This is a genomic window from Zooshikella harenae, from assembly GCF_018837975.1.
Classification (GTDB): Bacteria; Pseudomonadota; Gammaproteobacteria; order Pseudomonadales; family Zooshikellaceae; genus Zooshikella; species Zooshikella harenae.
In genome coordinates this window covers 19,409-45,931 of record NZ_JAGSOY010000004.1, presented here as the reverse complement: position 1 = coordinate 45,931, position 26,523 = coordinate 19,409, and the positions used below count along the sequence as shown (strand labels likewise).

Below are 26,523 nucleotides of genomic sequence, written 5' to 3'. Positions count from 1 at the left end.
GGCTGCATACTGGCTTTTATCTTAACAATTATTAATACTCCTTCGGTAAGAGTATATTTTCATAAATATATAACTATAAATAGTATAGCTGATGTAGTTGTCATATTTATAATTAAAGATTTTTAATGAAGATAAAAGTGGTTGAGTTAATATATTTTTGTATTTTTTGCGATGATTTGCGACAGTTTTTTATGTGTTAGGGTTTAATTCTTAGTAAGGTTGTTTTTTGCTTGTCATGAAACGGTACTAGAGTAAAAGTGATGAAAATACATAAAACTATTCTATACCCTTCACGAATCATTTTTAGGGTTTGTTGTCAGCGTTCTTCACCCCAGTCACTTATTAATATAAGCTCCTGAGGCTTCATCACTTGACGGCTGCCCCTAAAAACCCTTCGTTATGGGTATATTACTCGTACTTATTTAACTTATTCGGCTGAAACAATATTTATGTTAGGACCTCAATTAAAGTCATTATTTCCATTAAGGGTATCTCTAAAAATGCACTTTTTTCGTGATAGCTGTGTCAGCGCTGTACTTGGATCCTCATGTATTCCTTATACACTGCGGTCCTCCGTGCAGTGCTTCCTTGCTCTTACAAAAAAATCACTATTTTTAGAGGTGCCCTTAATAGTTTTTACTATCTTGCCGAACTTATGCCACTCAGAAAGTGAGCCTACGCTTTCATATTTGATGAGCCCAAGTGATTTTAAGTACTTTTCCAGCCCTATTTCTTTTGGCTTTAAAGACTGTAACTTAGAGACAAATAAAATAGCGACTTGTATTGAGCTCGTTTTTATAAGCAACCCATTACCAGAAGGACCTTATTGTCCTAAAAGCGTTGATCAGACTGGAGGTATTTATGATTATGATGGTGTGAGTAATCCGGGGTTGCAGCCGATTAATCATAAATTATTGATGGCAATGGAAACGGATGGATTTGATATTGTCGATGACAGAGGCAAGGTACGTATTGCTCATCCAAATGATGTTGTTAACCAAAGAAATAGAACAAAGAAATATTGTTTAGAGGCTGACCCTGATTATAAATTGAAGTTAAAATATTTAATACCTGCGAATCCTACTCTACGGAAAGAACCAAGTCCTATTGATAATGTATTAAGTCTAGTGGGAGTTTCACTGTATGGTGTACCCATTAATGGACCTGCGCCTTCTATTGTTAATGGACCTAAAATGCCTGATGGCAGCAAAGGCCCAGTAGGTGATCTACCTGCGGTAGATCCTTGCGGAGGTCATCAGGATCCATCGGGTTTTTATCATTTCCATATGTTTCCTGAAACCATTAATAATGTGCTGCTAACACATAACATACATGATGTACGCTGTCTGTATGTGCCTCAAACTGTTAACACACTCATAGGTTTCGCTATGGATGGTTATCCTATTTATGCCCATCTAGATATAAATGGGCAAGAGCCTTTAGATTTAGATCAGTGTCGTGGACATGTGGGGATTACTAAAGATTTTCCATTCAAGGTATATCATTATCATGCCTCGAACGCGGAATCACCAAATACGTTGCCTTGTTTGAGAGGTGTTAGGGCAGATAATCCTTTATCTTTAGAGTAATGAATGATGATTTTGTGGTTTTTATAAGACACTTTAAACGGAGGTGTAATTTTTTTGAGCACAAACTTTGTTTTTTCGAGTCCCTAAAAATGTTCACGCAAACTCACTCACTTCGTACAATTTTTCTGGTGTTCAAAAACCGTTGCCACGCAACAAGGATAATTCCGATTTCAAATAGAAATGACCAGTGAAGAAAAAAGTTAAGCACCCACCATCTATATTTTGGATTAATATGAAATAAGGCATAAGGGATATTATTAAAAGGATATAACCATAAAATATCACCGACAACAGTATCTAATATAAGGTGAAGTATAATGCATGAGGCAGCTATAACTATTATATGTTTTATTATCTGTTTTTGTGTGACTGTTGAGATAAGTAGCAAAACTAAAAAAAGACCTAGCCAGAAAACTGGAATTTGACTCCAATAAGTATGGTGGGAATGCAGTTGATTATCTATCCAGTAAAAATAAATAAGGTCAAGATCTGGCAGTATGCTGCTAAATAGTCCGATAGCTAGCAATAACTTACCGTTATCTTTATTTTCATTGAATTTGGATACCCAATATTTTGATATGAGGTAACCTGCAGGTAAATGTGCAATGAACATGAAGCCAAATCTCCTCGAGAGGGGAAAGTGAAACATAGAAGTCTGGCAGAATCATGGATTGATTGTGATGAATTATGACGTAACCGTAATTGTTGGCGTCGTGCTATTTTGAGTCTGCAATTAGCTGTAACTTTTCTTTACGGGTTAGACGCTTTATTTGATTTTCACGTCGGCTAGCGTTTGTACGATTAGTGTGACGTTCTATATAAACGACTTGCTTGGGGGCTGCACGGCGAAAAAATTTAGCGCCTTTCCCCGATTGATGCTCACTAAAACGTCGTTTAACATCAGTGGTAATGCCACAGTAAAGACCTGCATCAGAGTCGATAAGGTAAACGAACCAGTTTTGTATTGTTGATCGTTCATTTTTCATACTGTACTACAGTTTGTTATGTACCCTTCGAGATTCATTTAGCGATTTGTGAAAGCTAAGATACCCACTTCGAAGGGTATTATATTTATTGTTTTATATGACAGTTACACTTTTTGCAAGGTTTCGTGGTTTATCTGGGTTTAATCCTCTTTGAGTTGCCAGGTAATAGGCCAGTAACTGGCAGGGTATGATATGGCTTATTACATTTGCAGGATTATCAGGTGAGGGGAGGCGGATCATATGATCAAAAAGCTCATTGGGTTGTTCGCTGATGCCAATGATCATACCACCACGTGCTTTTACCTCAGATGCAATAGCCGTCATATAGGTTTCATTTCGCTTATTCATAAAACAAATGACGGGAGTTCCTTTTTCAATAAGTGCAATGACACCATGTTTTAATTCACCCGCAGCAAAGGCTTCGGCATGAACATAGCTGGCTTCTTTAATATTAAGCGCACCAATTTTGCTGGCACCTATAAATTGCTGGTTGCCTAATAAATAAATATGTTCACCAGTAACTGTTTTAGCGAGATCAGCGATGTTTTGCAGGTTATCATCAGTAAAATAGTGACTGAGTTGGTGTGAGAGTCGGTCAATGTTGTATTTAGCTGATTCATATTGGTCGACAATTGTTTGTGCGAGTAAATAGCCAAATGCTAACTGAGAGGTGCTGCTTTTTGTCGATAATACACAAACCTCAGGACCGGCATAACTTAAAAAAGGAAAGTCAGAAAGGCGTGACATCATAGCTCCAGGCATATTAACGACACTCGCAATCAGTACATCTTTTTGTTTGGCTTGTTCAATAAAGTTGAGTGTATCTGCAGTTTCACCACTTTGGCTGATTGCAATGAGAACATCACCTGCTTGCATGGTCGGTAAATAACTTTTTGCCTCATAAGCAGGAACAGGGATGACAAAAATATTTGCTATTTCCCGCAAAATGGAGGCAATTTGCTCACCAATAAAAAAAGCTGCACCAGCCCCTGTTATATAAATATTTTTCGCTTGATTCATTGCATGGATCAGATTTTCAAGTGCCAGAGGATCAATGGCTGTAGCCCTGGTTATGGTTGACCACTGTTCTTGAATTTCCTTTAACATAAAGTGGGAAAAGCCCTCTCGTGAGAGTTCTAATGTATGACGTTCAAATTCTTGCCAATTGCTCGGTATTGTCTGATTGGTTTTTAAGTCAATAATGCTTACATTGTTTTGTTCGCAGCGAATCATTTGCCAGTTATCAAGGAGTAGACAAGTATTAGTATGCTTGGCAAATGAATAATAGTCAGAAGCTATAAAAAGCTCTTTATAACTATCATGGTTATTGGAGGCATCTGAGGTAATACCCACTATCAGTGGTGAACCATTCCGTATGCCAAGTAGTAAATTTAGGTTTGCACAAATCAACACTAGCGTATTACGTCCTTTAAGTACTTTAAATACGCGGCCAAATGCTTCCTGATAGTCATCGGCGGTTAGTGGGCTTTCTTCACAGAACTCATCGATTTGCTTCATTTTGCTGAGCTCTAGTTCAATCAGGCGGACAATGACTTCTGTGTCAGTGTCACTGATTAAACTGACATTTTGTGATTTAAGTTGTGCTTTAAGTGTCTGATAGTTTTCAACAATACCATTGTGTACCAACGCAAATTGTTTGGATGTCGATACATGGGGATGGCAATTGGTCATATTGACTGCGCCATGTGTCGCCCAACGAGTGTGGCCTAGCGCGATTGTACTTTTGAAGTCGATGGGGACTGTATCTGCTGTATAGAGTGGATCAAGTGTTTTATAAACCTCAATGTTATTTTCTATCGGGATAGCTAAGCCCCAAGAGTCGTAGCCTCGATATTCTAATCGTTGTAAACCTTGTACAACCGTTGTTACTGCGTTGTCTTTACCAATATAACCAAATACACCACACATTGATTGTCATTCCTTTACTGACATTAGTATTGCCGAAGGATGATATATAACCGATAATTTAACGAATAGAGCAATTGTCAGCAGAAAATTGACAAATATGAATATAAAACAGGTATTGGCACAGCTAGACTTTGAAGATCGTGAAGTGGATATCTATTGTGCGTTGTTGACGCTAGGTACAGCTTCTATTCGCGATATTGCAGACCAATCAGGTATCAACCGTGGTACTACACATGAAATTCTTAAAAATTTACTAAAGCGTGGCGTAGTTAGCTTTTACCCAAAAGGTAAACGACGTCATTTTTGTGCGGAACCACCAGATAAGCTTTTAGAGCTGGCGAATGATAAACAGGAAAATCTTCGATCAGCAACACGACAGCTGGTCAATGATGTGATTCCTGACTTAAATCGTCTTCGTTCTGATACAGGCTCCCCGCAAGTTAAATACTATGAAGGGGATGAAGGGATAGAGAGAGTATTAAAAGATATCTTGAATACTGCTGATAAAAGTGAATCAAGAAGCTACGATGTTTACTCTTCAAAAGCCATCCGTAAATATCTTTATCGCCCCTTTCCGAATTACACATTACAACGTGTAAAACGCAATATTCGCGTTAGAGCCATTGCCATTGGCGAAGGGGGAGAAGATGCACCACTCTCTGAACGAAAATGGATTGATGATGGCGATATTGGAGGGCAAGCAAGCTATGTCGCTATTTACCCACCTAAATGTGCCATGATATCGTTGCAGGAAGGCAACTACCCTACCGCTGTTGTTATTGAGTCAGCTGCAATCAGTCAGGCGCTAAAATTATCGTTTAATACATTATGGCGGTTGCTATAACGATTATTTTCATTAAATTCAGGTTCTGTTTTTTTAACGTCAAATATGTAGTTAGTAGAATGAAAAAAATAGTTATTATTGCTTGCACCTTACTATTACAAGCTTGTGCTTCCTCTTATCATCCTGTGAGTCGGGAAAATATAGTTTCGTCACCACCAGAAGTAAATAAGGTGAATGGAGTAAAAGTCACAATAAAGCGTAATGCAAGTTTTATCGGAGGAGGGTTAGATGGTCGATTTTATTATGATGATAAACATATTGTAACTTTGGCTAGAGGTGAAACCTACAGCTTTCTTGCATCTGCTGGCCAGCACAAGCTGGGTGTCAAATCATTTCAGCCTATTTTTTTAGCACCAATACCTTTTTATAGAGAAACTAATGTGATTTTTGAGAAGGGCAAAAACTATATATACTTGATTGATAGCATTCCATCTGCAGGTTTGAAATTGCTTGAGACGAATGAATAGTAGTTATATGAGGCAGTTTGACAAATAATTACAGATATTTAAAAGGCAGCTTTTGCTGCCTTTTAAATTTTTGACTAGCCACTTAAAAGGCTAATTTTTAATAGAAATCTACAACTGTTGCATTTTGTTGAGCTGCTCAGCGAATTTCTGCAGAGCATTTTCAACTTCCTTCAGTTTATTTTGCTCTTTTTCAACAACAACGGCAGGGGCTTTGCTAATAAAGTTATCATTGGTTAATTTGTTGTTTAACCGAGTTTGCTCTTTGGTAAGCTTATCAATTTCTTTTTGTAAGCGAGCAATTTCAGCGGTTTTATCAACGAGGTCAGCCATGCTAACAAGTACTTCTAAATCTCCTACTAGTTTTGTTGCAACCATGTCAGGTGCTTTACTTTCAGCAGGTAAAATTTGTATATCAGCCAATTTAGCCAGACGTTTGAGGAAGGTATAATTGTTTGCTAAACGTTTTGAATCCAGTTCAGTGGTGTTATTAAGCAGCACATTAATTTCTGCGCTTGGCTTAATATTCATCTCACTGCGAATGGTACGAATGGCAACAACGATACCTTTTACCCATTCCAACTCAGCAACAGCAGCTTCATCAATATTGTTGGGATCGCAAGCGGGGTAAGGCTGTAGCATGATAGTGTCGCCTTCTTTGCCTGCCAGTGAGCGTACTTGTTGCCAAATTTCCTCAGTGATAAATGGCATGAAAGGATGCGCTAAGCGAAGGATTGCCTCCAGCACACGTACTAAGGTATAGCGTGTACCACGAAGCTGTTCTTCTGTAGCATGTTCATCCCATAGTACGGGTTTTGAAAGTTCTAAATACCAGTCGCAATATTCATTCCAGATAAACTCATACAATGCTTGGCTGGCTAAATCAAAGCGGTAGGACTCAATCGCATCACAAACTGCTTTTTCGGTATGCTGAAGCTTAGTAACAATCCAACGGTCAGCTAGGCTGTAGTCAACTTCACCACCATTTTGACGACAGTCTTGGCCTTCAGTATTCATTAATACATAACGTGCCGCATTCCAAAGTTTGTTACAGAAATTGCGGTAGCCTTCTAATCGCTTCATATCCCAGTTGATGTCACGGCCTGTTGAAGCAAGAGAGAACAGCGTATAGCGCAGTGCATCTGTGCCATGAGCCGCAATACCTTCAGGGAATTGTGTTTGTGTACTTTGCTTGATACGCGCTGCAAGTTGTGGCTGCATCATATTGCCAGTACGCTTATTAAGCAGGTCTTTTAGGCTGATGCCGTCAATCATGTCCAAAGGATCTAATACATTGCCTTTGGTCTTCGACATTTTTTGACCGTTTTCATCACGAATTAAGCCTGTGACATAGACTGTTTTAAAGGGAACCTGCGGATTTCCTTGTTCGTCTTTCATAAAGTGCATTGTCATCATAATCATTCTGGCAACCCAGAAGAAAATGATGTCAAAACCAGTCACTAAGACATCAGTTGGGTGGAATGTCTGAAGACGTTTGGTGTTTTCTGGCCAGCCAAGGGTACCAAAGGTCCATAATGCTGAGGAGAACCAAGTATCCAGTACATCATTGTCCTGGCTTAACGCTAGGTCATCAGCCAGCTTATATTTACTGCGAACCTCTTCTTCAGAGCGGCCCACATAGACATTGCCATTATTGTCGTACCAGGCAGGAATGCGGTGACCCCACCACAGTTGACGGGAAATACACCAATCCTGAATGTCACGCATCCAGGAGAAGTACATATTTTCATACTGTTTGGGTACGAACTGGATATCGCCATCTTCAACCGCTTTTATTGCAGGCTCAGCCAACGGTTTGATTTTCACAAACCACTGATCTGTGAGTAGTGGCTCGATCACTTCACCAGAGCGGTCACCCCGTGGGGTTTTAAGAGAGTGGGGCTCGATTTTTTCTAAAAAGCCCAGGTTATCAAATTCTTTAACAATCTTTTTGCGGGCACTGAAGCGGTCAAGACCATGATATTGTTCTGGAATGACATTGCTGACGGTTGTATTAACCGTACCATCTAGGTTAAAGACTTCAGCAAGTTCACGAATGTTAGCATTAATCGTCATGACATTAATCAGCGGTAGCTGGTGGCGCTTACCTACTTCGTAGTCATTAAAGTCATGAGCGGGGGTGATTTTTACACAACCAGTCCCAAATTCGCGGTCAACATAGTCATCAGCAACAATAGGAATACGACGACCAATGACGGGTAACTCAACATACTGGCCAATAAGGTGCTGATAACGGTCATCTTTAGGGTTTACGGCAACTGCAGTATCACCCAGCATGGTTTCTGGACGGGTAGTGGCTACTACAATAAAGTCGCTGCCATCTAATGTTTTCGCACCATCTACTAACGGGTAACGGAAATGCCACAGGCTGCCTTGCTCTTCAGTAGACTCAACTTCAAGGTCTGAAATGGCCGTGTGTAATTTGGGGTCCCAATTGACCAGTCGTTTACCACGATAAATTAAACCGTCATCATGAAGACGGATGAAGATTTCTTGTACGGCATTGTAAAAGCCATCATCCATAGTAAAACGTTCAGTTTCCCAATCAACGGAATTACCCAAACGGCGCATCTGTTGTGTGATGGTATTACCCGACTGTTCTTTCCATTCCCACACTTTTTCAATAAATGCATCTCTACCAAGGTCATGGCGGGATTTACTTTCTTCTGCCGCAAGCTTGCGTTCCACCACCATTTGCGTGGCAATACCTGCGTGGTCTGTACCTACTTGCCACAACGAATTGTAACCTTGCATACGGCGATAGCGTGTCAGCGCATCCATAATGGACTGCTGAAAGGCATGACCCATATGCAGTGAACCTGTGACATTGGGGGGGGGGATCATAATGGTATAGGATGTACCCTCACCACTGGGTGCAAAGTAGTTTTTCTCCTCCCAGTACTGATACCAAGAGCGCTCAATCTCGTGTGGTTGGTAGGTCTTTTCCATGGTTGTGTCTAAACTCACCGTTTTTCCAGAAATGCAAACCGATGATTATACATAGGGTAATGGTTTGCGTGCCAGTTTTGTGCAGAGATGGGAACTTATTTAGTGTAGCGTGTTTGGTCATCTCCACATGACGATACCCATCTCCCTCAGCTAGAAAAGATTGTGGGTATATACACAGGAAATGGAGTGGAATAGCTTATCGGGTTAATTATTAAATACAATGGCTTAGTAAAACCAAAGTGTGTTGAGCATAATAAAGTAATTAGATTAGTGCAAATAGAATGTAAGTAATACTCCGAAACCGGAGAGATAAGATTGAGTTGACCTAATTATCCATAAACCGGTTAACAATCTGCTGTATTTCAGAACGTAAGCGCTTATGAAACTCAGCTTCTATTTGCGGAATATATTCATCAATAATTTCTTGTAAAATAAGCTCACTCTCTAACTCTAGAGCGCGTTTCAGTTTATTTTTTTTAGCTTGATTTAATGATTCTGCTTGTGACACTTCAGTAAAAATAGCCTGTTTATGTTGTTCTGCTTCTTGCTGAAGCTTGGTGGATTTGAGGTTGCTAAGTTTATCCAAAGTCTCAACAGGAAGAAAAGGGTTTGTTGAGCCATTTAGCGTCGGTATTTCTTGTAACTCAGGTACTTCTTGCTGATCTGTTTGTAAATCAGTTTCTGCAATATCTTCTAATGTAGGGATCTTGTCATCATAGCGCTGAACCGATGCGCCATCATCATCAAACACTAAGCTCTCAGATACAAAAAAGAGATCTGTTTCACCAGTATTGTCTGTTTTGCCAGCGTTACCCAAACTGTCTATTTCACCATTCGCACTGACAAGATTGAATGCTGGTGTGCTTGGTGTTTGAGTAAAAGTGGGTTGTTCATCATCCAAAAGGCTCTTTATTGACTCTAGGTCATGAATTAAGGCTTCTGTTTTTTCTCTGGATGGTTTGAGCTTAGTCATTCTCGCATCGTTTTTCGTAAGTCATGTGTGTGCAAAGGATAACCACTTTCACGATAAATCATGAAGTTCTTACGAGAGTTTTTGCGACTTTCTTCATGACCATAAACGATTTCTGAGACACGGTTAAAATGTGATAATGCTTCAGGAATCGTGTTGGCTAAATTGATTAAAACATCATAAGGGGGATGAGGTGGGCCTTGCCAGCCAATAGCCACTTTATTATTGGGATAACTTGTTTTTTCCTCGTCAAGAACTTGGTGTGGGATAAAGCTATCAGCACGGAAAGACCACAGAAGTTGGTCAAAAAGTTGGGCATCAGCTTGAGTATTTAAATGTATATAAATGTGGTGCCCCATTTTGTAGGCTTTTTCAATAAGTCGGCAAGCGAATTGCCATTGGGCATCTTGTGTGGTGCCTTGGACGATATAAAAGTCAACTCGAGGCATAAAAACTATTACTACTCGTATGTGGCAAGGAAAGATCGGCTGATAGAAAGAATAGATAGGCTCGAAATGCTTTATTCGAGTTAGTTTCTACCATCCGTATACCCAGAAGCATGAGAAGTTTGCTTTGGGTATACGTGATGTATAGTTTAGTGATTCAAAGCCAAAATAGCCATTTTGCTAAGTTAAAAGGTTAGTTGGCTTGGTCAATGAGATACTGGGTTAACAAAGGAACAGGTCGTCCAGAGGCATTTTTTTTCTCTCCTCCAGTCCAAGCAACACCTGCGATATCTAAATGTGCCCAAGGGTAGCTTTTGGTAAAGCGAGACAAGAAGCAAGCCGCAGTGATTGTGCCTGCTTTGGGTCCTCCAATGTTAGCCATATCTGCAAATGGACTATCAAGCTGCTCCTGATAATCTTCCCAAAGAGGAAGCTGCCAAGCCCGATCATAGGCACTTTGACTGGCATTAAGTAGCTGGTTGGCAAGTTTATCATTATTACTGCAGAGGGCTGAGGTATGTGCACCTAACGCCACAACGCAAGCACCAGTCAGTGTAGCAATGTCAATAACGGCTGCAGGCTTATAGCGTTCAGCGTATGTTAGTGCATCACAAAGTACCAAGCGGCCTTCGGCATCGGTATTCAGGATTTCAATGGTAAGGCCTGACATTGAGGTGACAATATCACCTGGTTTAGTGGCTTTTCCACTGGGAAGGTTTTCTGCCGCAACAATGATGCCGACAACATTAATAGGTAACTGCAGCTCAACAATAGTACGTAATGTGCCCATTACACTAGCAGCACCACACATGTCGTACTTCATCTCATCCATGTTGGCAGCAGGCTTTAAGCTGATCCCCCCACTATCAAAGGTAATACCTTTACCGACTAGCACATAAGGGGCTTGGCTTTTTTTACCACCATTATATTCCACGACAATAAGGCGAGGGGGTTCTTCTGTGCCAGCCGTGACAGACAGAAAGGCACCCATATTTAACGCTTTTATCTCTTTTTCTGTTAATGCTGTTGCTTTAACGTTATTAAAGTCTTTCTCTAACGCTTTTGCTTCTTTTGCTAGGTAACGTGGTGTACAAACATTGGCTGGAAGGTTGCCTAAGTCTTTGGCTTTATAAATACCATTGATGAGGGCTTTGCCATGTTGACAGGCTTTTTTCAGGCTTTGCTGTTCATCTTTTTCGCTGTGGCAGAAAGTCACTTTGGTCAGCGCGTATTTTTTTAAGGCTTTTTTATCTGTTTTAAACTGATCAAACGAATAATGCTGCTGGCCAATAGCCTGAATAATTTGTCGTGCTTTCCAGTAATTATCGTGATCACCAACAGATAAATCTTCTGCTAACGTGATCACAGCATTTTTACTTGCTGTATTCAAAAGGCAGCTGATTGCACTGTTGACGATTGATAAGAACTTTTTAGGGGTTAAGGATTCTGCTTTACCAGCACCCACCAGTAATACTCGCTTTGCGTTAGCATTTGGAACATGTGGTAGTAGGAGTACTTCTCCTGATTTACCTGTTATATCTCCTTGTTTTAATACTTGGCTTAAATAACCTTCACTTGCTTGGTCCAGTGCTTCACCCGTTGTAGATAACGTTTGATTTGCGAAAACTGCAGTAATTAAGCAGTCTGTCGATTGCTCGCTTGGGTGAGTGGATTTAGTAACGAAGTCCATGAATACTCCATTATTGATAAGTCAGTACACAGGGTGTATCCCCGTCATGATTGGTTTTATGTGAGGAGAGTACGTGCGCGTAGCTACATAAATGAACTCAGTTGCTTCAACATAACGACGAGTAGCAACGTCAGCACACTTGATGATTTGGTTGTACTATTTTTCTAGCCTGAGTTTGGCTAGCCTCCTTTAAACCATCCTCTATGGGGCATGTTAAAAGTGCGTAGGTGTGATTAGTTTTGCAGATAATGAACGAAGAGTGATGAGATTTCTTATGTTTTGTATTGAACAATGCTGCAAAAACATTCACACTTCTGGCGACTTAGTGTATCAGTTAGTTTCCTTAGTTCACAAATATACATGCCTTTAGCTAAAAGAGTGAATCGGTGTATGCACTGTTTCGTCTGGTTGAGGGAGGGTAAACTAGTTGAAAAACGTAACTTTTGTTGTTCTTTGTGGTCTCACGCTCAGTGCTTTAGTGATGATGCGCTGAGTGGCTAAGTCAGTACTATTTGTCCTTTTATTTTGGATGACTGTACTACACATTATGCAGTTTTGGGCTTTCTGGTTTTAGAATTGGCTATAGGAAAGGGCGTCAGCCGTTGATTATTTTTCGGTATTTGGCAAAAGAAGTTGTCTACACAATGGCAGCCGTCAGTGGTGTACTACTGCTAATTATTATGAGTGGTCGCTTTATCCGTTATTTGAGCGAAGCTGCCACTGGGCAGTTACGGGCGGATTTTTTGTTTGCCATTATGGGCTACCGGCTGCCAGGCTTTTTAGAACTAATTATCCCCCTAGGTTTATTTTTAGGCATATTGCTCGCGTATGGTCGTCTGTACGTGGAAAGCGAGATGGCTATATTAACTGCTTGTGGGGTTAGTCAAAACCAGATACTTAAGTTAACCCTGATACCAGCAACGCTTATTGCTATCCTGGTTGGGTTTATGGGCATTGTGGTTAGCCCTTGGGGGGCAAACCATGTTGAGAATATTTTTGCTCAACAGGATGCCATGACAGAATTTGAAACCTTAGTGCCTGGCCGTTTTCAGGGGCAAGAAGGTGCTGGACGTGTGACGTATACAGAAGAGTTGTTTGATGACCGCCAGCGTATGCGGAATGTGTTTATTTCACACAGTAATCCTGATGATACTAAACGACGCTTGACGGTTTTAGTCGCTGAGGAGGGTTCTCAGCAAATAGATGAGGCAACAGGCTCGCGTTATTTAATGCTGCATAATGGGTATCGTTATGATGGTACGCCAGGTCAGCCTGATTATAGAGTGACCAAGTATAAGGTGTACGGCATCAAGATGCCTGAAAGTAAAGTAACAAAAGAAAGCCCGAAAGAAAAAGCAATTGCAACAAGTGTCTTATGGCATTCTGATAAGCCAGAACATCAGGCTGAATTACAGTGGCGTCTTTCACTGCCTATTATTGTATTGGTCATTACCTTGCTGGCTGTTCCTCTCAGTAAAGTGAATCCCCGACAAGGACGCTTTTTAAAGCTATTGCCTGCGGTGTTAATTTACTTGCTTTATCTTGCGATACTGATTGGGTTAAAAGGAGCAATTGAAGACGGCAAAGTGAATGCTTTCCCCGTATTATGGCCTGCACACCTTATCTTCATTGGTGTTGCCTGGCTGCTTCTTAGCAAGGATAACTTGCCACATATTTTTAAGCGCAAAACACAGCCCGTAGCGCAGGAGGGTTAAGCCAGTGCGTCGTTTAGATCGTTATATTGGTCGTCATGTGCTTGGTGCTGTGCTGGTCGTTTTACTCATTATTGTGGCGCTGGATACATTGTTTGGCTTTGTCGCACAGTTAGAAAGTATGCGTGCAGACTATCAAATGGCTGAAGTGTTGGAATATACGCTGTTGACGATTCCAAAACGCATTTATCAGTTTATTCCCTTTTCAGCCATGATTGGTTGTTTGGTTGGTTTAGGTGCATTGGCCAGTAATAGTGAACTGGTAGTAATGCGAGCAGCAGGTGTGTCGCTAACGCGAATATTAGTCGCAGTGTTAAAGCCAACATTGCTTATTATTTGTGTAGGTTTAGCGATTGGTGAATATGTTGCACCTTTGACTGAGCAGCTGGCTGATAGTGGGCGTGCAATTGCGCGTAGTGGTGATGGAGAACAAAGCTTTACTCAGCAGGGACTTTGGCATAGAGAAGGGAATGAGTTCATGCGTTTTAATGCCGTTGAACCTAATGGTAAGTTACACGGTGTTACACGGATGAAGTTTAATAAACAGCGAGAGTTGCTTGAATCTAGTTTCGCTGAGCAAGCTATTTATCAGGGTGATCACTGGGTTCTGCAGAATATAACCCTGAATAAGTTTGAGAATGACCAAGTTACCACAGTTACACTCCCAAGGCTGGAGTGGAATACTTCACTTTCCAGAGAACTGCTAAATGTTGTCGTTGTTAAGCCCGATGATTTGGCCATACAAGGACTTTATACCTATGTTGCTTATCTTAACGCGCAAGGGCTAAATGCTGGTGAATATGAGCTGGCGTTTTGGCGTAAGGTTATGCAGCCTCTGGCAGTGATTGCTTTAGTCCTTATTGGTATCTCATTTATTTTTGGTCCTTTGCGAACAGTGACAATGGGGCTGAGGGTTTTTACTGGCGTTGTTGTTGGTCTAGTGTTTAGTATTTTGCAGGACTTATTGGGGCCATCTAGCCTAGTTTTTGGCTTTCACCCATTACTTGCCATTTTAGCACCGATCATAATTTGTATATTGGTTGGGGGTGTTCTCTTACGTCGAGCGGGTTAAGTTTCAGCTCATAAACACACATTGGCCTTGCCCCACAGGTTTCAGTGTCGGGGCTAAGGTATATTTATATTCTGAAATCTAAGATATTGTGTTAGGGGATAGCAGAGTGTGCTAATTCGCTTATGACCTTTTTTTAGGCTTAGGAGGTAATAATACAACATTTGACATGGAGTAACGGTCATGCCATGTTTTTTTGTCTTTATCAATTAGCATCCACCAAAAGCCTAAGCCTCCTAGGCCAAGAGAGACCATTCCTATCATAAAACGAAGCAAACACTGATTTAAACGAATCATTGTGCCATCTACATTTTGCACTCTCACGCGCCAAACTTGCATGCCTAATGTTTGACCGCTGACGGTCCAGAATTTGGCGAAAAAGCCAAATAAGACAAATAAGAGGATTGAGGCTAATAGCGGGTCAAAGGCATTTTGTGCAGATCTAATTTTAACCTCTTCTGCCCCCAAAATGAGTACGAGAGCAAACAAGTACAGGCCAGTCGTTAGCAGGGTCAAGGCAAGAAGTAACAACGTATCATAAAACATAGCAGCAATACGTCGCCATAGTGGGGCGGAAGGTAGAGTGGTTGTCGTTTTATCCATAGATATTAACTAACTTTCTAGTGGTTGTTATTAGCATTACCTGTTGTGTATACCCACCAAATAGTACTTTTAGGCTTTAAGCGTCTTACAGACCCGTTAAAAATCTAACCGCTTTAGTGAGTGCATTTTATGCAGGTAAAGACGTTTTAACCCTACTTGCAGAATCTATGTTACTTTTTAAATGGCTCTCAAGCTCAAGTGGCACTCAAAATGGGGAAGTAGCCGCTTTCTTTGCTAAAAGCACCTCAGAAATAAAAAAGGAGGGCTTACTTTTATGGTTAACCCCAAGTCGACTATATTAACAAATTTTATGTGTTGTGTGTTGATTTGTAATCACATCGCCAGTGATTAAATAGTATGCAGATAATTTGGATGGTGTGTAACACTTGAAATAAAACAAGTTTATTATTTTAATCGTATCACTTTATTGTTGTGACGAAAGGTTATGGACACATTGATGCTTAGTTTAAGAAATATACCCATTAGAGTGAATGAGCAGGGAGTTTGTTTAGATGATTTATGGCTGGCATCAGGTGTTGACACTAACCTGTCTCCGTCCTGCTGGCTGCAAGAAAAAGCGACTCAGCAGACTTTAATAGAAATGAGCTTAGAGATGTCAACAAGTGTAGATAGTCTGGTAAGCTCCTGTGAAGGTCTTTCTTACGCCAAAAGTGAGCTAGCTCAAATGTATGCTAGTTGGGTAGATGCAGAATATGGCATTGAAGTCATTAATCTGCTACTAGAGTTTGACCATGCAAGGGGACATACAGCAAAAGAAGTGACTGACCCCGTTGAAGCCGCACATGCATTTATTGCTGCAGTAGAAAAAGAGCGAGTGCTAATTAGTTAGGCAATTATTGGTAATGGTCTTAAAGTGTTAACTGTTCAAGACTGACATTACTCCTAATTCCTGCTTCTTTGCAGTGACTATTCTATTGCCTAATTCCCTCGAAAGAACCTTAGGCTCTTTCGAGGCGTTCTAGGAAACCTTCAAGCTGAGAATAGTAGCCCATATGGTGTGGGTGTAAATGTAAGCCACTTAGAATTTCAGCTACCCGTTTTTTCTCATCTTCTTCAAGCACAGCTTGTGCTTTTTCCAAAGCAGATGCAGCAATGAGGGCTACGTCAAGATATTGCGAATGAAGAAGTCGTGTAAGGATTGTGATGCGTTCGTTGTAAGTGGCTTGATGCATTACTTTTGCAATACGCTCTTGCCAGTATTTAGGTTTATTTAAAATAGTATTAGCTAAAAAGTCTCTATCTTCTGGAGACAAATTTTGTAGAAACCGGGCTGCGGCATACATATTTTCATCATGCCAGCCGGAGTAGCTGTTACCAATAATCGCTTTAAATGTGCTGAGTAATTCTGAATGTTCCATGATTTATGCGCAATTTCGAAGTTGGATTGTGTTAAAAATTAGTGTTTTTATTTCAAATGGTCCAGATTAATGATAACGAATTGTCGCATAAATAACGTGAATAAAGTCTTGAAAAGCTATTTTATTACAAGTATAGAGTTATTTTTTGTTAATTGTAGATGTCTGTATGTAATTAGTAAGGTCAGTAAGAAAAAAATATTTGTGAGATATTTCAAATTTAAGCGGTTAACTTTATTTTTTTAGCCAATTTGTAACAGATCTGATAATAGTGTTAATAAAAGTAGGATTTTTGTTAGTTGTTTTATTTGGGGGCTGTGCTCGGTAAATACCATGCCGAAAACAAACTTGATCTTCGTGGTAGTTAGCTTTTGATTCCTTGTTGGAAACTGTTTTTTTGCTTTCCATAGAAGTTATCTTTATCGCCTATTATGTTGATGCTTGAAATATGTTTTATCAAATAAGCATGAAAACTGTGCTGAATGTCGACTATGCATTTAGGAAAACACTATCTTGTCGAAAGAAAAAATGCTTGTTGGATAAAATTTCCACCACTCGAGTGACAGAGTCTATGCTATCTATGTGAACTAATTGTACTGTAAATGATAACCTTAAAAGTGTGCCTGATTCACAGTTTAACTAGGCGTATCTTTTAGCTTCTTTCGTATTTTCATTCTTCACTATATTTCGATTGTTAGTATGTTTAAAGCGTATGTTGGCTGTAATTAAGTTTGAATTTACAGGTGCTTTTTTATTATTAATATTTTTACACTAAATGGTAAGCTCACTCAAAATTAGACAGAGAGTATTGTTAATTCTACTTTTAATGCAGAGTTGGAAGAGAAAGAGGCTAGCAGTCGTTCGCACTATGGGTTGTGGTTAGCGTTAATCAAACTGAGGTAAAGCAATGACTTACCTTTTTTGGGTTCAAGTTGACCTTTTGCAAGGAGTAGCAAACGTCTAAGTATAAGAAATGTTAAATGGGCTATGTAGCAGGGAGATAGATCGGTGGGGGTTTTATGATTGTACTTGTGGCTACTCTTTGGCTGACTAACTTACAGAAAAAAACTGGGTGAAGCGCTTGTACAGCAACAAGCGCTACAGGCTGCTGATAGTTATTTCGATAGTCTGAACATGATGATGGTCATGGGAACTATCAATAACCGTCAGTTGTTACAAGAGCGTATTTTGCAACAACCAAATATTGTGGATGCCAGGCTGATCCGATCACCGAGCTTAAATAAGCAATTTGGAGCAGGACAACGCTCTGAAGCAATTAAAGATGCACTTGATAAAAAAGGCATTGCTGGTTAGCTACAAGTTGCTTATTAATCAACATCAAGGTGAGCGAGCTCGTCATTAAGCCTGTGGTCGCACAAACTTCATAATTGTTCAGGCTGTCATTCTGTTGAGGAAGGAACTGTATTGGGGGCTGTTAGAGTGACTTATTCTCTGGCAAGCCTGTATGGGCAGGTTCAGCAACATGTGTTGAATGCAACAGCTTGGTTATGTGTACTTTTTGGTGTGGGCTTACTACTTATCGTGTTTTTAATCCACTGTAATATTATACGAACACTGAAATTACAGGCTGAGCAAGTAATAGTGATTGCTGAAAAAGCATTACTCAATGAGCGAGTTAAACGGCATGGTTGTGATGAAATTGGTATGTTGGGAGCTGCTATAAACCGTTTGCTTGAGTCTTTTCAAGCAGGCTTGGGTATAAAGTGACTTCGACTACAGAGCAACTGGATGATAATGATGACCAAGTCTCACAGTTGGCGAGGCAGACTCAGGCTGCTGCTGTTGAGCAAGAATCGTTGAGTAAGCAAGTTGCAGGCAGAAATTGAGGATTTAGGCCATCTATCAGAATAACTTATTAGCATTAAATGCAGCAATTGAAGCTGCTCGTGCTGGAGAGTCCGGTCGTGGTTTTGCCGTTGTGGCTGAGGAGGTAAGGGCTTTTGCGGCCAAAAACCAGGGTTCAGCCAAAGAGATAGCAGCATGTAGGGCTTACAGTAACGAATCTCATCAATTACAGTATCAATGGAAGAGTCCAGTTCACTGGTTAGCTTGACTGTGGAGCAGGTTGAAAAAAAACAGTGATACACTGGAACAGATTGCAAAGCAGATTTCCGTAATTTCTGTATTAAACAATCAGGTAACTGCAGAAGTGTAGAATAAAGTGGCTATCAATATGGCTGAGCATGTTAGCAGTATGAAGCAGGAAAGTATCAGTACAGCTCAGGAAGCCGCGCATACTTCTGATGTATCATCGGCGTTGTATGATATTGTCAAAACGTTAAGACAACTCGTGAATAAGTTTACTTTGCAATAACTATTTTTCAGTGTCTGTTTTTGACAAAAAATGTGTGGAAAGGTTGGAAAATAAATATGTGCTGTGTAAATACAAAGTAAAAAGCTTGAAAGAAAGAGTAATGGGTTAAAATAACTATCTGATATTGTTATTTTAATAGAGTGGGGGAAAGTTGGTTAATGATTGATGACCTTTACCCTTTATTGCCGCATTAAACATATTATTTGTAACGCTAGTTTTCGATGCTTTCCATGGTGTGACTCAATAAAAATAAAGGCGAAATTTATACTAATATCACAAAGAAATAATTATCCATTTGAGAGTGGCTATAATTAATATCCTTATTAAGACAGCTTAATAATAAAATTAGTACGCTAATTAGATACGTCAATAGTTACATAGTGTGATTCTTTAATGCGTAATACCATCCACTTAGGTAAATGTATTTATTGTCGATTACTGTTTTATTATCGCTATTGAAAGTGCTGTAATGCCAAGCAAAGCTAATCCAGAGAATAACAGAAAACCTGTATTACATAATGGCGACAATGTCTGGGGGTAATTGATTAAATGCGGGAGTTCTGGAAAATATGAGAGTGTTGAAAACATCTGAAAACCTCCTTTGGTGAATGTTGAAAAGGAGATTAATGGATGAGAGATAAAGGTTAAACTGTGTTAAATGAGGTATTAGAGGTTGATACTAAGGGTTTTATTTCGTTATCTGAGGCGTGTCAAAATGTGCAAAGAGAGAGTAAAGCTCTTAGATCATTCTTAGCTGAATTTTCAATAATGAAGGGTGAGGACACTGACACTTAAAGAGAGAGAAGTTGACTGATAAAGGATCTTTTAATGGCAGATAGCTAAAAGCTTTTTAAAGAAAAAAAGCTGAGTTGAACTAATAAGAGATCAGGGGTATTAAGTATTTGGCGATGGTGCCCGGGGTCGGACTCGAACCGACACACCCGCAAAGGCGGGGGATTTTGAATCCCCTGCGTCTACCAATTTCGCCACCCGGGCTAAACGTGCGGCGCAGTATAGCAAACCTATTGCGAAGGTCAATGCTTTTAAATTAAGGGAAGACAGAAAAAGCAAATTAAATCAGTTGCCTGTTTAGAATTTAAACAGTGCTGTACGTCGAGTGTCTTGATAAAGTTAATGTCTCAAAAAACTATTTCCGTTAAAATAGCCGCTTTTTGCGGTTTAATTGAATACTATGCGCGTTAAAGATTTCAGTTTTGAATTACCTGCAGAGCAGATTGCTCGCTACCCTACAGACCAGCGTTCTGCAAGCCGTCTCTTGGTGCTTGATGGTAACTCTGGTTCAATTGAACATAAGTCATTCATTGATATTGCTGACCACATGCAGCCTGGAGACTTACTTGTACTGAATGATACAAAAGTTATCCCTGCAAGGCTCTATGGTGCCAAAGCCACGGGGGGCAAAGTTGAGGTATTAGTTGAGCGTATTCTGGACGATCAGCAATCAGTGTTAGCGCATGTGCGCGCAAGTAAGGCACCTAAGCCAGGAACACGACTCTGTTTTGATGAAGGTATACAAGCTGAAATGGAGCGAAGGGAAGGTGATCTTTTTTTACTCCGTTTTTTTGGGGATCAGCCTGTATTAACTCTGTTGGATAAGATTGGGCATATCCCGCTACCACCTTATATTGATCGTGATGATGCGCAAATTGATCGAGATCGTTACCAAACAGTATATAGCCGAGCTGCTGGAGCAGTGGCGGCACCAACGGCTGGTTTACACTTCGATCAGGCTCTGTTCGACAAATTAACGGCCAAGGGGGTTGAAAAAGCCTTTGTGACCCTTCATGTAGGAGCAGGGACATTTCAACCTGTTAGGGTTGAAACACTTGCTGAGCACAAAATGCACAGTGAGTACCTTGAAGTAAGCCAAACTGTTTGTGACCAAATAACAGCAACAAAAGCCCGAGGCGGACGAGTGATAGCTGTGGGAACTACAACAGTAAGGTCGTTAGAAACGGCAGCACGTTCAGGGCATATTCAGCCTTACCATGGGGAAACTGATATTTTTATTTACCCTGGCTATCAGTTTCAATGTGTTGACCTAATGGTTACTAACTTTCATCTGCCAGAATCAACACTGCTGATGTTAGTATCTGCATTTGCAGGCTTTGAGCACATCATGCAAGGCTATCAAATAGCGGTAGCAGAGCAATATCGTTTTTTTAGCTATGGTGATGCTATGCTGTTAAGCCGCAGAAATGCGTAAACTGTTGACTTTATTGGTTACAAATTAGCAATTATATGAGTAGATCAGAATGCTTTATGCGCTTTGAGACATTGGCCACAGATGGTCAGGCTCGACGTGCTCGCTTGGAATTTCCAAGAGGTGTGGTTGAAACACCCGCTTTTATGCCTGTTGGAACATACGGCACTGTAAAAGGTATGTTGCCAAAGGACATAGAATCTATTGGTGCTCAAATTATTTTGGGGAATACCTTTCATTTGATGCTGAGGCCTGGCACAGAAATTATCAGTAAGCATGGTGACTTGCATGATTTTAATGGCTGGCATAAACCTATTTTAACTGACTCCGGAGGTTTTCAGGTATTTAGCCTGGGGGAAATGCGTAAGATAACGGAGGAAGGGGTCTCATTTCGCTCACCTGTTGATGGTGCTAAGGTGTTTTTGAGCCCAGAGCGTTCAATGGAAGTTCAGCGTGCTTTAGGCTCTGATATTGTTATGATCTTTGATGAGTGCACGCCTTATCCGGCAACGGAAGCGGAAGCTAAAAAATCCATGGAGATGTCTCTCCGCTGGGCCAAGCGAAGCCGAGAAGCCCATGGTGATAGCCCAAGTGCGCTGTTTGGTATCATTCAGGGTGGGATGTATCAACATTTACGCGAACAGTCATTGGCGGGATTAAAAACAATCGACTTTGATGGTTATGCTATTGGTGGATTGTCCGTTGGTGAACCTAAGAACGAGATGTTTCGTGTATTAGAAGGTATAACACCGTTGATGCCTGAGGATAAACCTCGTTACCTGATGGGCGTGGGTACGCCAGAAGATTTGGTCGAGGGTGTCCGTCGTGGTGTTGATATGTTTGACTGTGTTATGCCTACTCGAAATGCGAGAAATGGACACTTATTTACAGCTGCAGGTGTTGTAAAAATTAGAAATGCAGTACATAAGCATGATACTGGTCCTTTAGATGAAACCTGTGATTGCTATACCTGTCAGAATTTCAGTCGAGCGTATCTACATCACTTAGATAAGTGCGGTGAAATTCTTAGTTCGCAATTGAATACTATCCATAATTTACGCTACTACCAGCGAGTAATGGCCGGTTTGCGTGAAGCAATAGAAGCCGGTAAGTTGAACGATTTTGTGACAGCATTTTATCATGCTCGTGGCTTGGAGGTTCCTCCACTTGAAACTGAGTAATTGCTTCGGTTTGGCATGATTTGGCTAGTTTTTTTTGGTTTTGACATAGTGAATGTTGAGGAGTTTATTGCATGAGTTTGTTTATTGAACAAGCATTTGCAGATGCTGCAGCGGGTCAGCCTGCTGGTGGTAGTTGGGTGACAACGTTAATGATGGTTGGCTTTTTCGCCATCTTTTATTTTCTTTTAATCAGACCGCAACAGAAAAAGGCAAAAGAGCATAAGCAAATGTTATCTCAGCTCCAGAAAGGAGATGAGGTGGTAACAAATGGTGGCATTATTGGCAAGATCACCAAAGTGTCTGATGAATTTATCACACTACAAGTTAATGATAATACCCAGCTTAATTTCCAAAAGGCTGCAATTGTGGCTAGTTTGCCTAAAGGTACTATCAAAGCCATTTAATCATCACTCGTCAGGGCTTGTGTAATAACTGATTAGTGTTGTGTGCCCTGACATGTTTGTTAACCAAAAGGAACAGGGCACAGCCATGCTCAATAAGTACCCACTGTGGAAGTACTTGCTTATTGTGTTTGTTATTGTGGTAGGCGGTATTTATGCATTACCAAATTTATATCCCGCTGATCCAGCCATACAAATTCGTAGCAATAGCCGCTCAGTAACTGTCAATGAACAGTTAGTTGAGCGGACCAAGCAAATTCTTGAAGAAGCAAAAATCCCCTTCAAAGCTGTTGAACTCGGAGACAACAATTTACTTGTTCGTCTGACCGAAATGGATAATCAGGCGATGGCGAAGTCTTTTCTCCATGACCAGTTAGGCATGGATTATATTGTCGCTTTGAACTTAGCACCCACAACCCCAGAATGGCTTTCGTCTATTGGTGCAGAGCCAATGAAGTTGGGCTTGGATTTAAGTGGTGGTGTTCACTTCTTACTTGAAGTGGATATGAATAAAGCTGTGGAGTCTCGTTTAAAAGTACTGGATAGTGAAATACGTACAATGTTGCGTAAAGAAGGTATTCGCTATCGAAATGCGCCTATCTTGAATGACAAAACACATCAGTTGGCATTTCGCTCTGCAGCTGACCGTGATAAAGCTGAGCGTATGGTTAAAGCTGAACATAATGAGCTGACGACTCATGTAGTTGATGACGGTGATAAGTATCTACTGGCTTATAACTTTGCTGAAGCTAGGTTAATGGAAATTGAAGATTATGCGATAAAGCAAAATTTGACATCTCTTCGCAATAGGGTCAATGAGCTAGGTGTGTCTGAGCCATTAGTTCAGCGACAAGGTAGGAATAGAATCGTTGTTGAGTTGCCTGGTGTTCAAGATACTGCTCAAGCCAAAAATATTATCGGAAAAACGGCAAACCTTGAGTTTCGTATGGAAGCGAAAGCTGACTCAACTGCAACTGAGCAGTTTCGGTTTAGGGATGATAAAAATCCACCTGCCAATGTAGAGCGCGAAGTTATTTTAACTGGTGATCTCGTTTCTGATGCGTCTGCCAGCTTTGATGAAAATGGTCGGCCACAAGTCAATATTACCTTAAATGGTAATGGTGGAGATCTAATGAACCGGGCAACGCGCTATAATATTGGACGCCGCATGGCAGTTGTCTTTATTGAGCAAAAGCCTCTTCCTCCCAAAGAAGTTACGAAGGTCGTTAATGGCAAAGAAGTGACTGAAATGAAGCAGTCTTTCCGGGAAGAAAAGCATATTATAAGTTTGGCAACAGTGCAGAGTGCACTTAATACGCAGTTTCGAATTACTGGGTTAGATAGTGTTGCTGAGTCTTCTGAGTTAGCGCTGCTACTTCGGGCAGGTGCACTAGCGGCTCCCATGTACTTTGTAGAAGAACGTACGATTGGTCCAAGTTTAGGAAAAGCTAATATTGAAATGGGCTTTCAATCTGTTGCCGTAGGGTTTGCACTGGTACTAGTCTTTATGCTGGTGTACTACAAAGTGTTTGGTGTCTTTGCCAATATTGCATTGACGTTTAACCTTGTTTTACTCATAGCTGTTTTATCGATGTTTTCAGCCACATTGACTTTGCCTGGTATCGCAGGAATTGTGTTAACGGTGGGGATGGCCGTCGATGCTAATGTGCTTATTTTCTCAAGGATTAAAGAAGAGCTGGTACAAGGGCTTTCCCCTCAACAAGCAATTCATGAGGGATATAACCGAGCATTTGTGGCAATCCTCGACGCGAATATTACGACATTTATTGTAGCCATTATTTTACTCTCTGTTGGTACAGGGCCTGTACAGGGTTTTGCGGTAACCTTGGCGATAGGGATTGTGACCTCGCTATTTACCGCGGTTTTGTTCTCGCGTGCGATGGTCAATATGTTCCTTGGTGGTAAGCAGTTGAACAAACTATGGATTTAATCAGCCAGCATGAGGATAACTACTATGAACAATGATCGTGTCATTCAGTTTATGAATGCTCGGGTGGTGGCGGTTATTTTTTCGTTAGCACTAATAATTGGTTCAATTGGCTCACTGATTGTAAATAACCTGCAGTATGGTTTGGATTTTACGGGCGGAACGCTGATTGAGCTGGGCTACAATAAACCCATTCGCCTTGATGATATCCGTGAGCAATTAAAAGAAGCAGGTTATGATCAGGCAACTGTGCAAGAGTATGGATCAGCGACGGATATTTTGGTTCGTTTGCCAGGTGATAATCCCAAGCAAGGCGACAAAGTTGCAGAAGTCTTATCAAAGGCTTCTGCTGGGCCCGTTGAGTTACACCGTGTGGAGTTTGTTGGACCTCAAGTCGGTGAGGAGTTGCGGGAAAAAGGTGGACTAGCGATGCTGTTGGCTTTAGCTGTAGTGTTGGTCTATATTGCCTTACGCTTTCAGTTAAAGTTTGCTTTAGGTGCTGTTTTAGCCTTGATTCACGATGTGATTATCACTTTGGGCTTTTTTGCCGTCACAGGCTTTACCTTTGATTTAACAGTACTTGCCGCTATTTTGGCCGTCATTGGTTACTCGCTGAATGATACGATTGTGGTCTCTGATCGTATTCGTGAGAACTTTCGTGTTATGCACTCAGCAACACCTGTAGGAGTGATTAATTACTCATTGACACAAACGCTAGGCAGAACCTTGATAACTTCGATCACAACACTTTTGGTGTTAATTGCATTAGCATTATTTGCGGGTGAATCATTACAAAGCTTTTCACTTGCACTGATTGTTGGGGTCGTTATTGGTACATACTCTTCTATTTATGTTGCAGCAAATGTGCTTATTGCAATGAAAATCAGTAGGGAAGACTTATTACCACCTGAGAAGGAAGAAATTGTTGATGATATGCCTTAGAGTAAGTTGACAGGGCCTTCAATATTCTTTTGTAAAAAAAGCGGCAATTGCCGCTTTTTTTAAATCTAAAATAAGACAGGTAATGTCTAGTAAGTGGAGTTTAATATGAAAACTATGCTGATAACAGGCGCTAGCAGGGGGTTGGGTTTAGAGTTGGTGAAACACTATGCTAGAGATAATTGGCAGGTCATTGCTTGTTGTCGTCAACCTGAAAGTGCTGATGAATTAAAAACACTGGCCGAGCAGTACCCAAGTATTAGCATTGAGCAAGTTGATATTCTTCAAGAAGAAGATGTTCAAGCGCTAGCCAAAAAGTATAAGCAGCAGACAATTGATTTACTTTTTATGAATGCAGGTGCATATGGACCTAAAGGATATCACTTTAATGGTATTTCTGCTGAGGAGTGGCTTAATGTGTTGCATGTAAATAGTGTAGCGCCTTTTATTTTTATTAAATATTTTCTGGATCAGGTAAAACAAAGTGAGTTAAAACAAATTGCACTGATGAGTAGTAAAATGGGGAGCATTGCTGATAATAGCAGTGGTGGTAGTTATATTTATCGTAGCTCAAAAGCTGCACTAAATGCGGCTGCAAAAAGTTTAGCGATTGATTTGGCTGGCGATAGCATTAAGGTCGCTATTATACACCCTGGTTGGGTAAAAACGCGGATGGGTGGGCCAAATGCACTTATAGATACACCAACATCAATTAAAGGTATTAAGCAAGTATTGGATAATTATACGTTGGAAAAATCTGGTAGCTTTATCGCTTACGATGGGCAGTTAATTTCTTGGTAAAAGGCTAGGAGTCAGCTTTTATCATGAAGAAAAAAGCTGACAACAA

At 40.6% G+C, this 26,523-nt stretch carries 25 protein-coding genes, 1 tRNA gene and 1 pseudogene; 17 read left to right on the top strand and 10 right to left on the bottom strand.

Going from position 1 to position 26,523, the window contains the following annotated elements; genetic code table 11:
• Positions 1–692 precede the first annotated feature (692 nt).
• Positions 693–1,589: a YHYH protein gene (locus tag KCG35_RS02960; RefSeq protein ID WP_215818173.1), complete on the top strand. Its 897-nt coding sequence runs from the start codon at positions 693–695 to the stop codon at positions 1,587–1,589.
• 103 nt (positions 1,590–1,692) lie between these two features.
• Here the strand turns inward: KCG35_RS02960 and KCG35_RS02955 are convergent, their stop codons facing one another.
• The 3 genes from KCG35_RS02955 to glmS all read right to left on the bottom strand — a co-directional run bounded on the left by KCG35_RS02955 (position 1,693) and on the right by glmS (position 4,504).
• Positions 1,693–2,202: a metal-dependent hydrolase gene (locus KCG35_RS02955; protein ID WP_215818172.1), complete on the bottom strand. Its 510-nt coding sequence runs from the start codon at positions 2,200–2,202 to the stop codon at positions 1,693–1,695.
• A 103-nt stretch (positions 2,203–2,305) separates the two neighbouring features.
• On the bottom strand, positions 2,306–2,575 hold the full coding sequence (locus KCG35_RS02950; protein ID WP_215818171.1) for a GIY-YIG nuclease family protein: 270 nt from the start codon (positions 2,573–2,575) through the stop codon (positions 2,306–2,308).
• A 93-nt stretch (positions 2,576–2,668) separates the two neighbouring features.
• Positions 2,669–4,504 carry a glutamine--fructose-6-phosphate transaminase (isomerizing) gene (gene glmS, locus KCG35_RS02945; RefSeq protein ID WP_215818170.1) on the bottom strand — a complete coding sequence of 612 codons (1,836 nt, stop codon included), beginning with the start codon at positions 4,502–4,504 and terminating at the stop codon, positions 2,669–2,671.
• A gap of 97 nt (positions 4,505–4,601) precedes the next feature.
• Between glmS and KCG35_RS02940 the strand changes: the two genes are divergently transcribed.
• Together KCG35_RS02940 and KCG35_RS02935 are read left to right on the top strand one after the other, a co-directional pair.
• Positions 4,602–5,348: a TrmB family transcriptional regulator gene (locus KCG35_RS02940; RefSeq protein WP_215818169.1), complete on the top strand. Its 747-nt coding sequence runs from the start codon at positions 4,602–4,604 to the stop codon at positions 5,346–5,348.
• Positions 5,349–5,407: 59 nt separating this feature from the next.
• The gene (locus KCG35_RS02935) at positions 5,408–5,815 is read left to right on the top strand and encodes a hypothetical protein (RefSeq protein ID WP_215818168.1); all 408 of its coding nucleotides are present in this window, start codon (positions 5,408–5,410) and stop codon (positions 5,813–5,815) included.
• A gap of 108 nt (positions 5,816–5,923) precedes the next feature.
• Here KCG35_RS02935 and KCG35_RS02930 read toward each other — a convergent pair whose 3' ends face one another.
• The 4 genes from KCG35_RS02930 to KCG35_RS02915 form a co-directional block, all read right to left on the bottom strand.
• A complete protein-coding gene (locus tag KCG35_RS02930; protein ID WP_215818280.1) occupies positions 5,924–8,782 on the bottom strand; it encodes a valine--tRNA ligase in 2,859 nt (952 codons plus the stop codon).
• A 325-nt stretch (positions 8,783–9,107) separates the two neighbouring features.
• A complete protein-coding gene (locus KCG35_RS02925) occupies positions 9,108–9,755 on the bottom strand; it encodes a hypothetical protein (protein ID WP_215818167.1) in 648 nt (215 codons plus the stop codon).
• Positions 9,752–10,201, bottom strand: coding sequence for a DNA polymerase III subunit chi (locus tag KCG35_RS02920; protein ID WP_215818166.1), 450 nt, complete (start codon positions 10,199–10,201; stop codon positions 9,752–9,754). Before KCG35_RS02920 ends, KCG35_RS02925 begins: the two co-directional genes overlap by 4 nt.
• A gap of 190 nt (positions 10,202–10,391) precedes the next feature.
• Positions 10,392–11,888, bottom strand: a complete 1,497-nt coding sequence (locus KCG35_RS02915; RefSeq protein ID WP_215818165.1) for a leucyl aminopeptidase — start codon at positions 11,886–11,888, stop codon at positions 10,392–10,394.
• A gap of 602 nt (positions 11,889–12,490) precedes the next feature.
• Here KCG35_RS02915 and lptF point away from each other — a divergent pair.
• A complete protein-coding gene (gene lptF / locus KCG35_RS02910) occupies positions 12,491–13,603 on the top strand; it encodes an LPS export ABC transporter permease LptF (RefSeq protein ID WP_230408969.1) in 1,113 nt (370 codons plus the stop codon).
• 4 nt (positions 13,604–13,607) lie between these two features.
• Entirely contained in the window at positions 13,608–14,672 is a 1,065-nt protein-coding gene (gene lptG, locus KCG35_RS02905; RefSeq protein WP_215818164.1) for an LPS export ABC transporter permease LptG, read from the top strand.
• A gap of 120 nt (positions 14,673–14,792) precedes the next feature.
• Here lptG and KCG35_RS02900 read toward each other — a convergent pair whose 3' ends face one another.
• Positions 14,793–15,272, bottom strand: coding sequence for an RDD family protein (locus KCG35_RS02900; RefSeq protein ID WP_215818163.1), 480 nt, complete (start codon positions 15,270–15,272; stop codon positions 14,793–14,795).
• A 457-nt stretch (positions 15,273–15,729) separates the two neighbouring features.
• Between KCG35_RS02900 and KCG35_RS02895 the strand changes: the two genes are divergently transcribed.
• Complete coding sequence (locus tag KCG35_RS02895; RefSeq protein ID WP_215818162.1) at positions 15,730–16,122, top strand: hypothetical protein; 393 nt, start codon at positions 15,730–15,732, stop codon at positions 16,120–16,122.
• A 109-nt stretch (positions 16,123–16,231) separates the two neighbouring features.
• Here KCG35_RS02895 and KCG35_RS02890 read toward each other — a convergent pair whose 3' ends face one another.
• Positions 16,232–16,651: a hypothetical protein gene (locus KCG35_RS02890; RefSeq protein WP_215818161.1), complete on the bottom strand. Its 420-nt coding sequence runs from the start codon at positions 16,649–16,651 to the stop codon at positions 16,232–16,234.
• Positions 16,652–17,794: 1,143 nt separating this feature from the next.
• Here KCG35_RS02890 and KCG35_RS02885 point away from each other — a divergent pair.
• From KCG35_RS02885 to KCG35_RS02870, 5 genes and pseudogenes are all read left to right on the top strand, one after another.
• Complete coding sequence (locus KCG35_RS02885; RefSeq protein WP_215818160.1) at positions 17,795–17,962, top strand: hypothetical protein; 168 nt, start codon at positions 17,795–17,797, stop codon at positions 17,960–17,962.
• Positions 17,963–18,073: 111 nt separating this feature from the next.
• Entirely contained in the window at positions 18,074–18,376 is a 303-nt protein-coding gene (locus KCG35_RS02880; protein ID WP_215818159.1) for a HAMP domain-containing protein, read from the top strand.
• The gene (locus KCG35_RS26635) at positions 18,373–18,495 is read left to right on the top strand and encodes a hypothetical protein (protein WP_255561862.1); all 123 of its coding nucleotides are present in this window, start codon (positions 18,373–18,375) and stop codon (positions 18,493–18,495) included. Before KCG35_RS02880 ends, KCG35_RS26635 begins: the two co-directional genes overlap by 4 nt.
• A gap of 17 nt (positions 18,496–18,512) precedes the next feature.
• A pseudogene (locus KCG35_RS02875) lies at positions 18,513–18,644 on the top strand (methyl-accepting chemotaxis protein); the annotation flags it as partial.
• Between the two features lie 198 nt (positions 18,645–18,842).
• On the top strand, positions 18,843–18,983 hold the full coding sequence (locus KCG35_RS02870) for a hypothetical protein (protein ID WP_215818158.1): 141 nt from the start codon (positions 18,843–18,845) through the stop codon (positions 18,981–18,983).
• Between the two features lie 909 nt (positions 18,984–19,892).
• Here the strand turns inward: KCG35_RS02870 and KCG35_RS02865 are convergent.
• Positions 19,893–19,979: transfer RNA gene (locus KCG35_RS02865), tRNA-Leu, on the bottom strand.
• 196 nt (positions 19,980–20,175) lie between these two features.
• On the opposite strand from KCG35_RS02865, the gene queA reads away from it, so the two are divergent.
• From queA to KCG35_RS02835, 6 genes are all read left to right on the top strand, one after another.
• Positions 20,176–21,210, top strand: coding sequence for a tRNA preQ1(34) S-adenosylmethionine ribosyltransferase-isomerase QueA (queA, locus tag KCG35_RS02860; RefSeq protein WP_215818157.1), 1,035 nt, complete (start codon positions 20,176–20,178; stop codon positions 21,208–21,210).
• Between the two features lie 56 nt (positions 21,211–21,266).
• On the top strand, positions 21,267–22,388 hold the full coding sequence (gene tgt, locus KCG35_RS02855; protein WP_215818278.1) for a tRNA guanosine(34) transglycosylase Tgt: 1,122 nt from the start codon (positions 21,267–21,269) through the stop codon (positions 22,386–22,388).
• 71 nt (positions 22,389–22,459) lie between these two features.
• Complete coding sequence (gene yajC, locus KCG35_RS02850) at positions 22,460–22,792, top strand: preprotein translocase subunit YajC (RefSeq protein ID WP_215818156.1); 333 nt, start codon at positions 22,460–22,462, stop codon at positions 22,790–22,792.
• Positions 22,793–22,877: 85 nt separating this feature from the next.
• Complete coding sequence (secD, locus tag KCG35_RS02845; protein WP_215818155.1) at positions 22,878–24,740, top strand: protein translocase subunit SecD; 1,863 nt, start codon at positions 22,878–22,880, stop codon at positions 24,738–24,740.
• Positions 24,741–24,764: 24 nt separating this feature from the next.
• The gene (secF, locus tag KCG35_RS02840; protein WP_215818154.1) at positions 24,765–25,679 is read left to right on the top strand and encodes a protein translocase subunit SecF; all 915 of its coding nucleotides are present in this window, start codon (positions 24,765–24,767) and stop codon (positions 25,677–25,679) included.
• Positions 25,680–25,784: 105 nt separating this feature from the next.
• Positions 25,785–26,477: an SDR family oxidoreductase gene (locus tag KCG35_RS02835; protein ID WP_215818153.1), complete on the top strand. Its 693-nt coding sequence runs from the start codon at positions 25,785–25,787 to the stop codon at positions 26,475–26,477.
• The last annotated feature ends 46 nt before the right edge of the window (positions 26,478–26,523 follow it).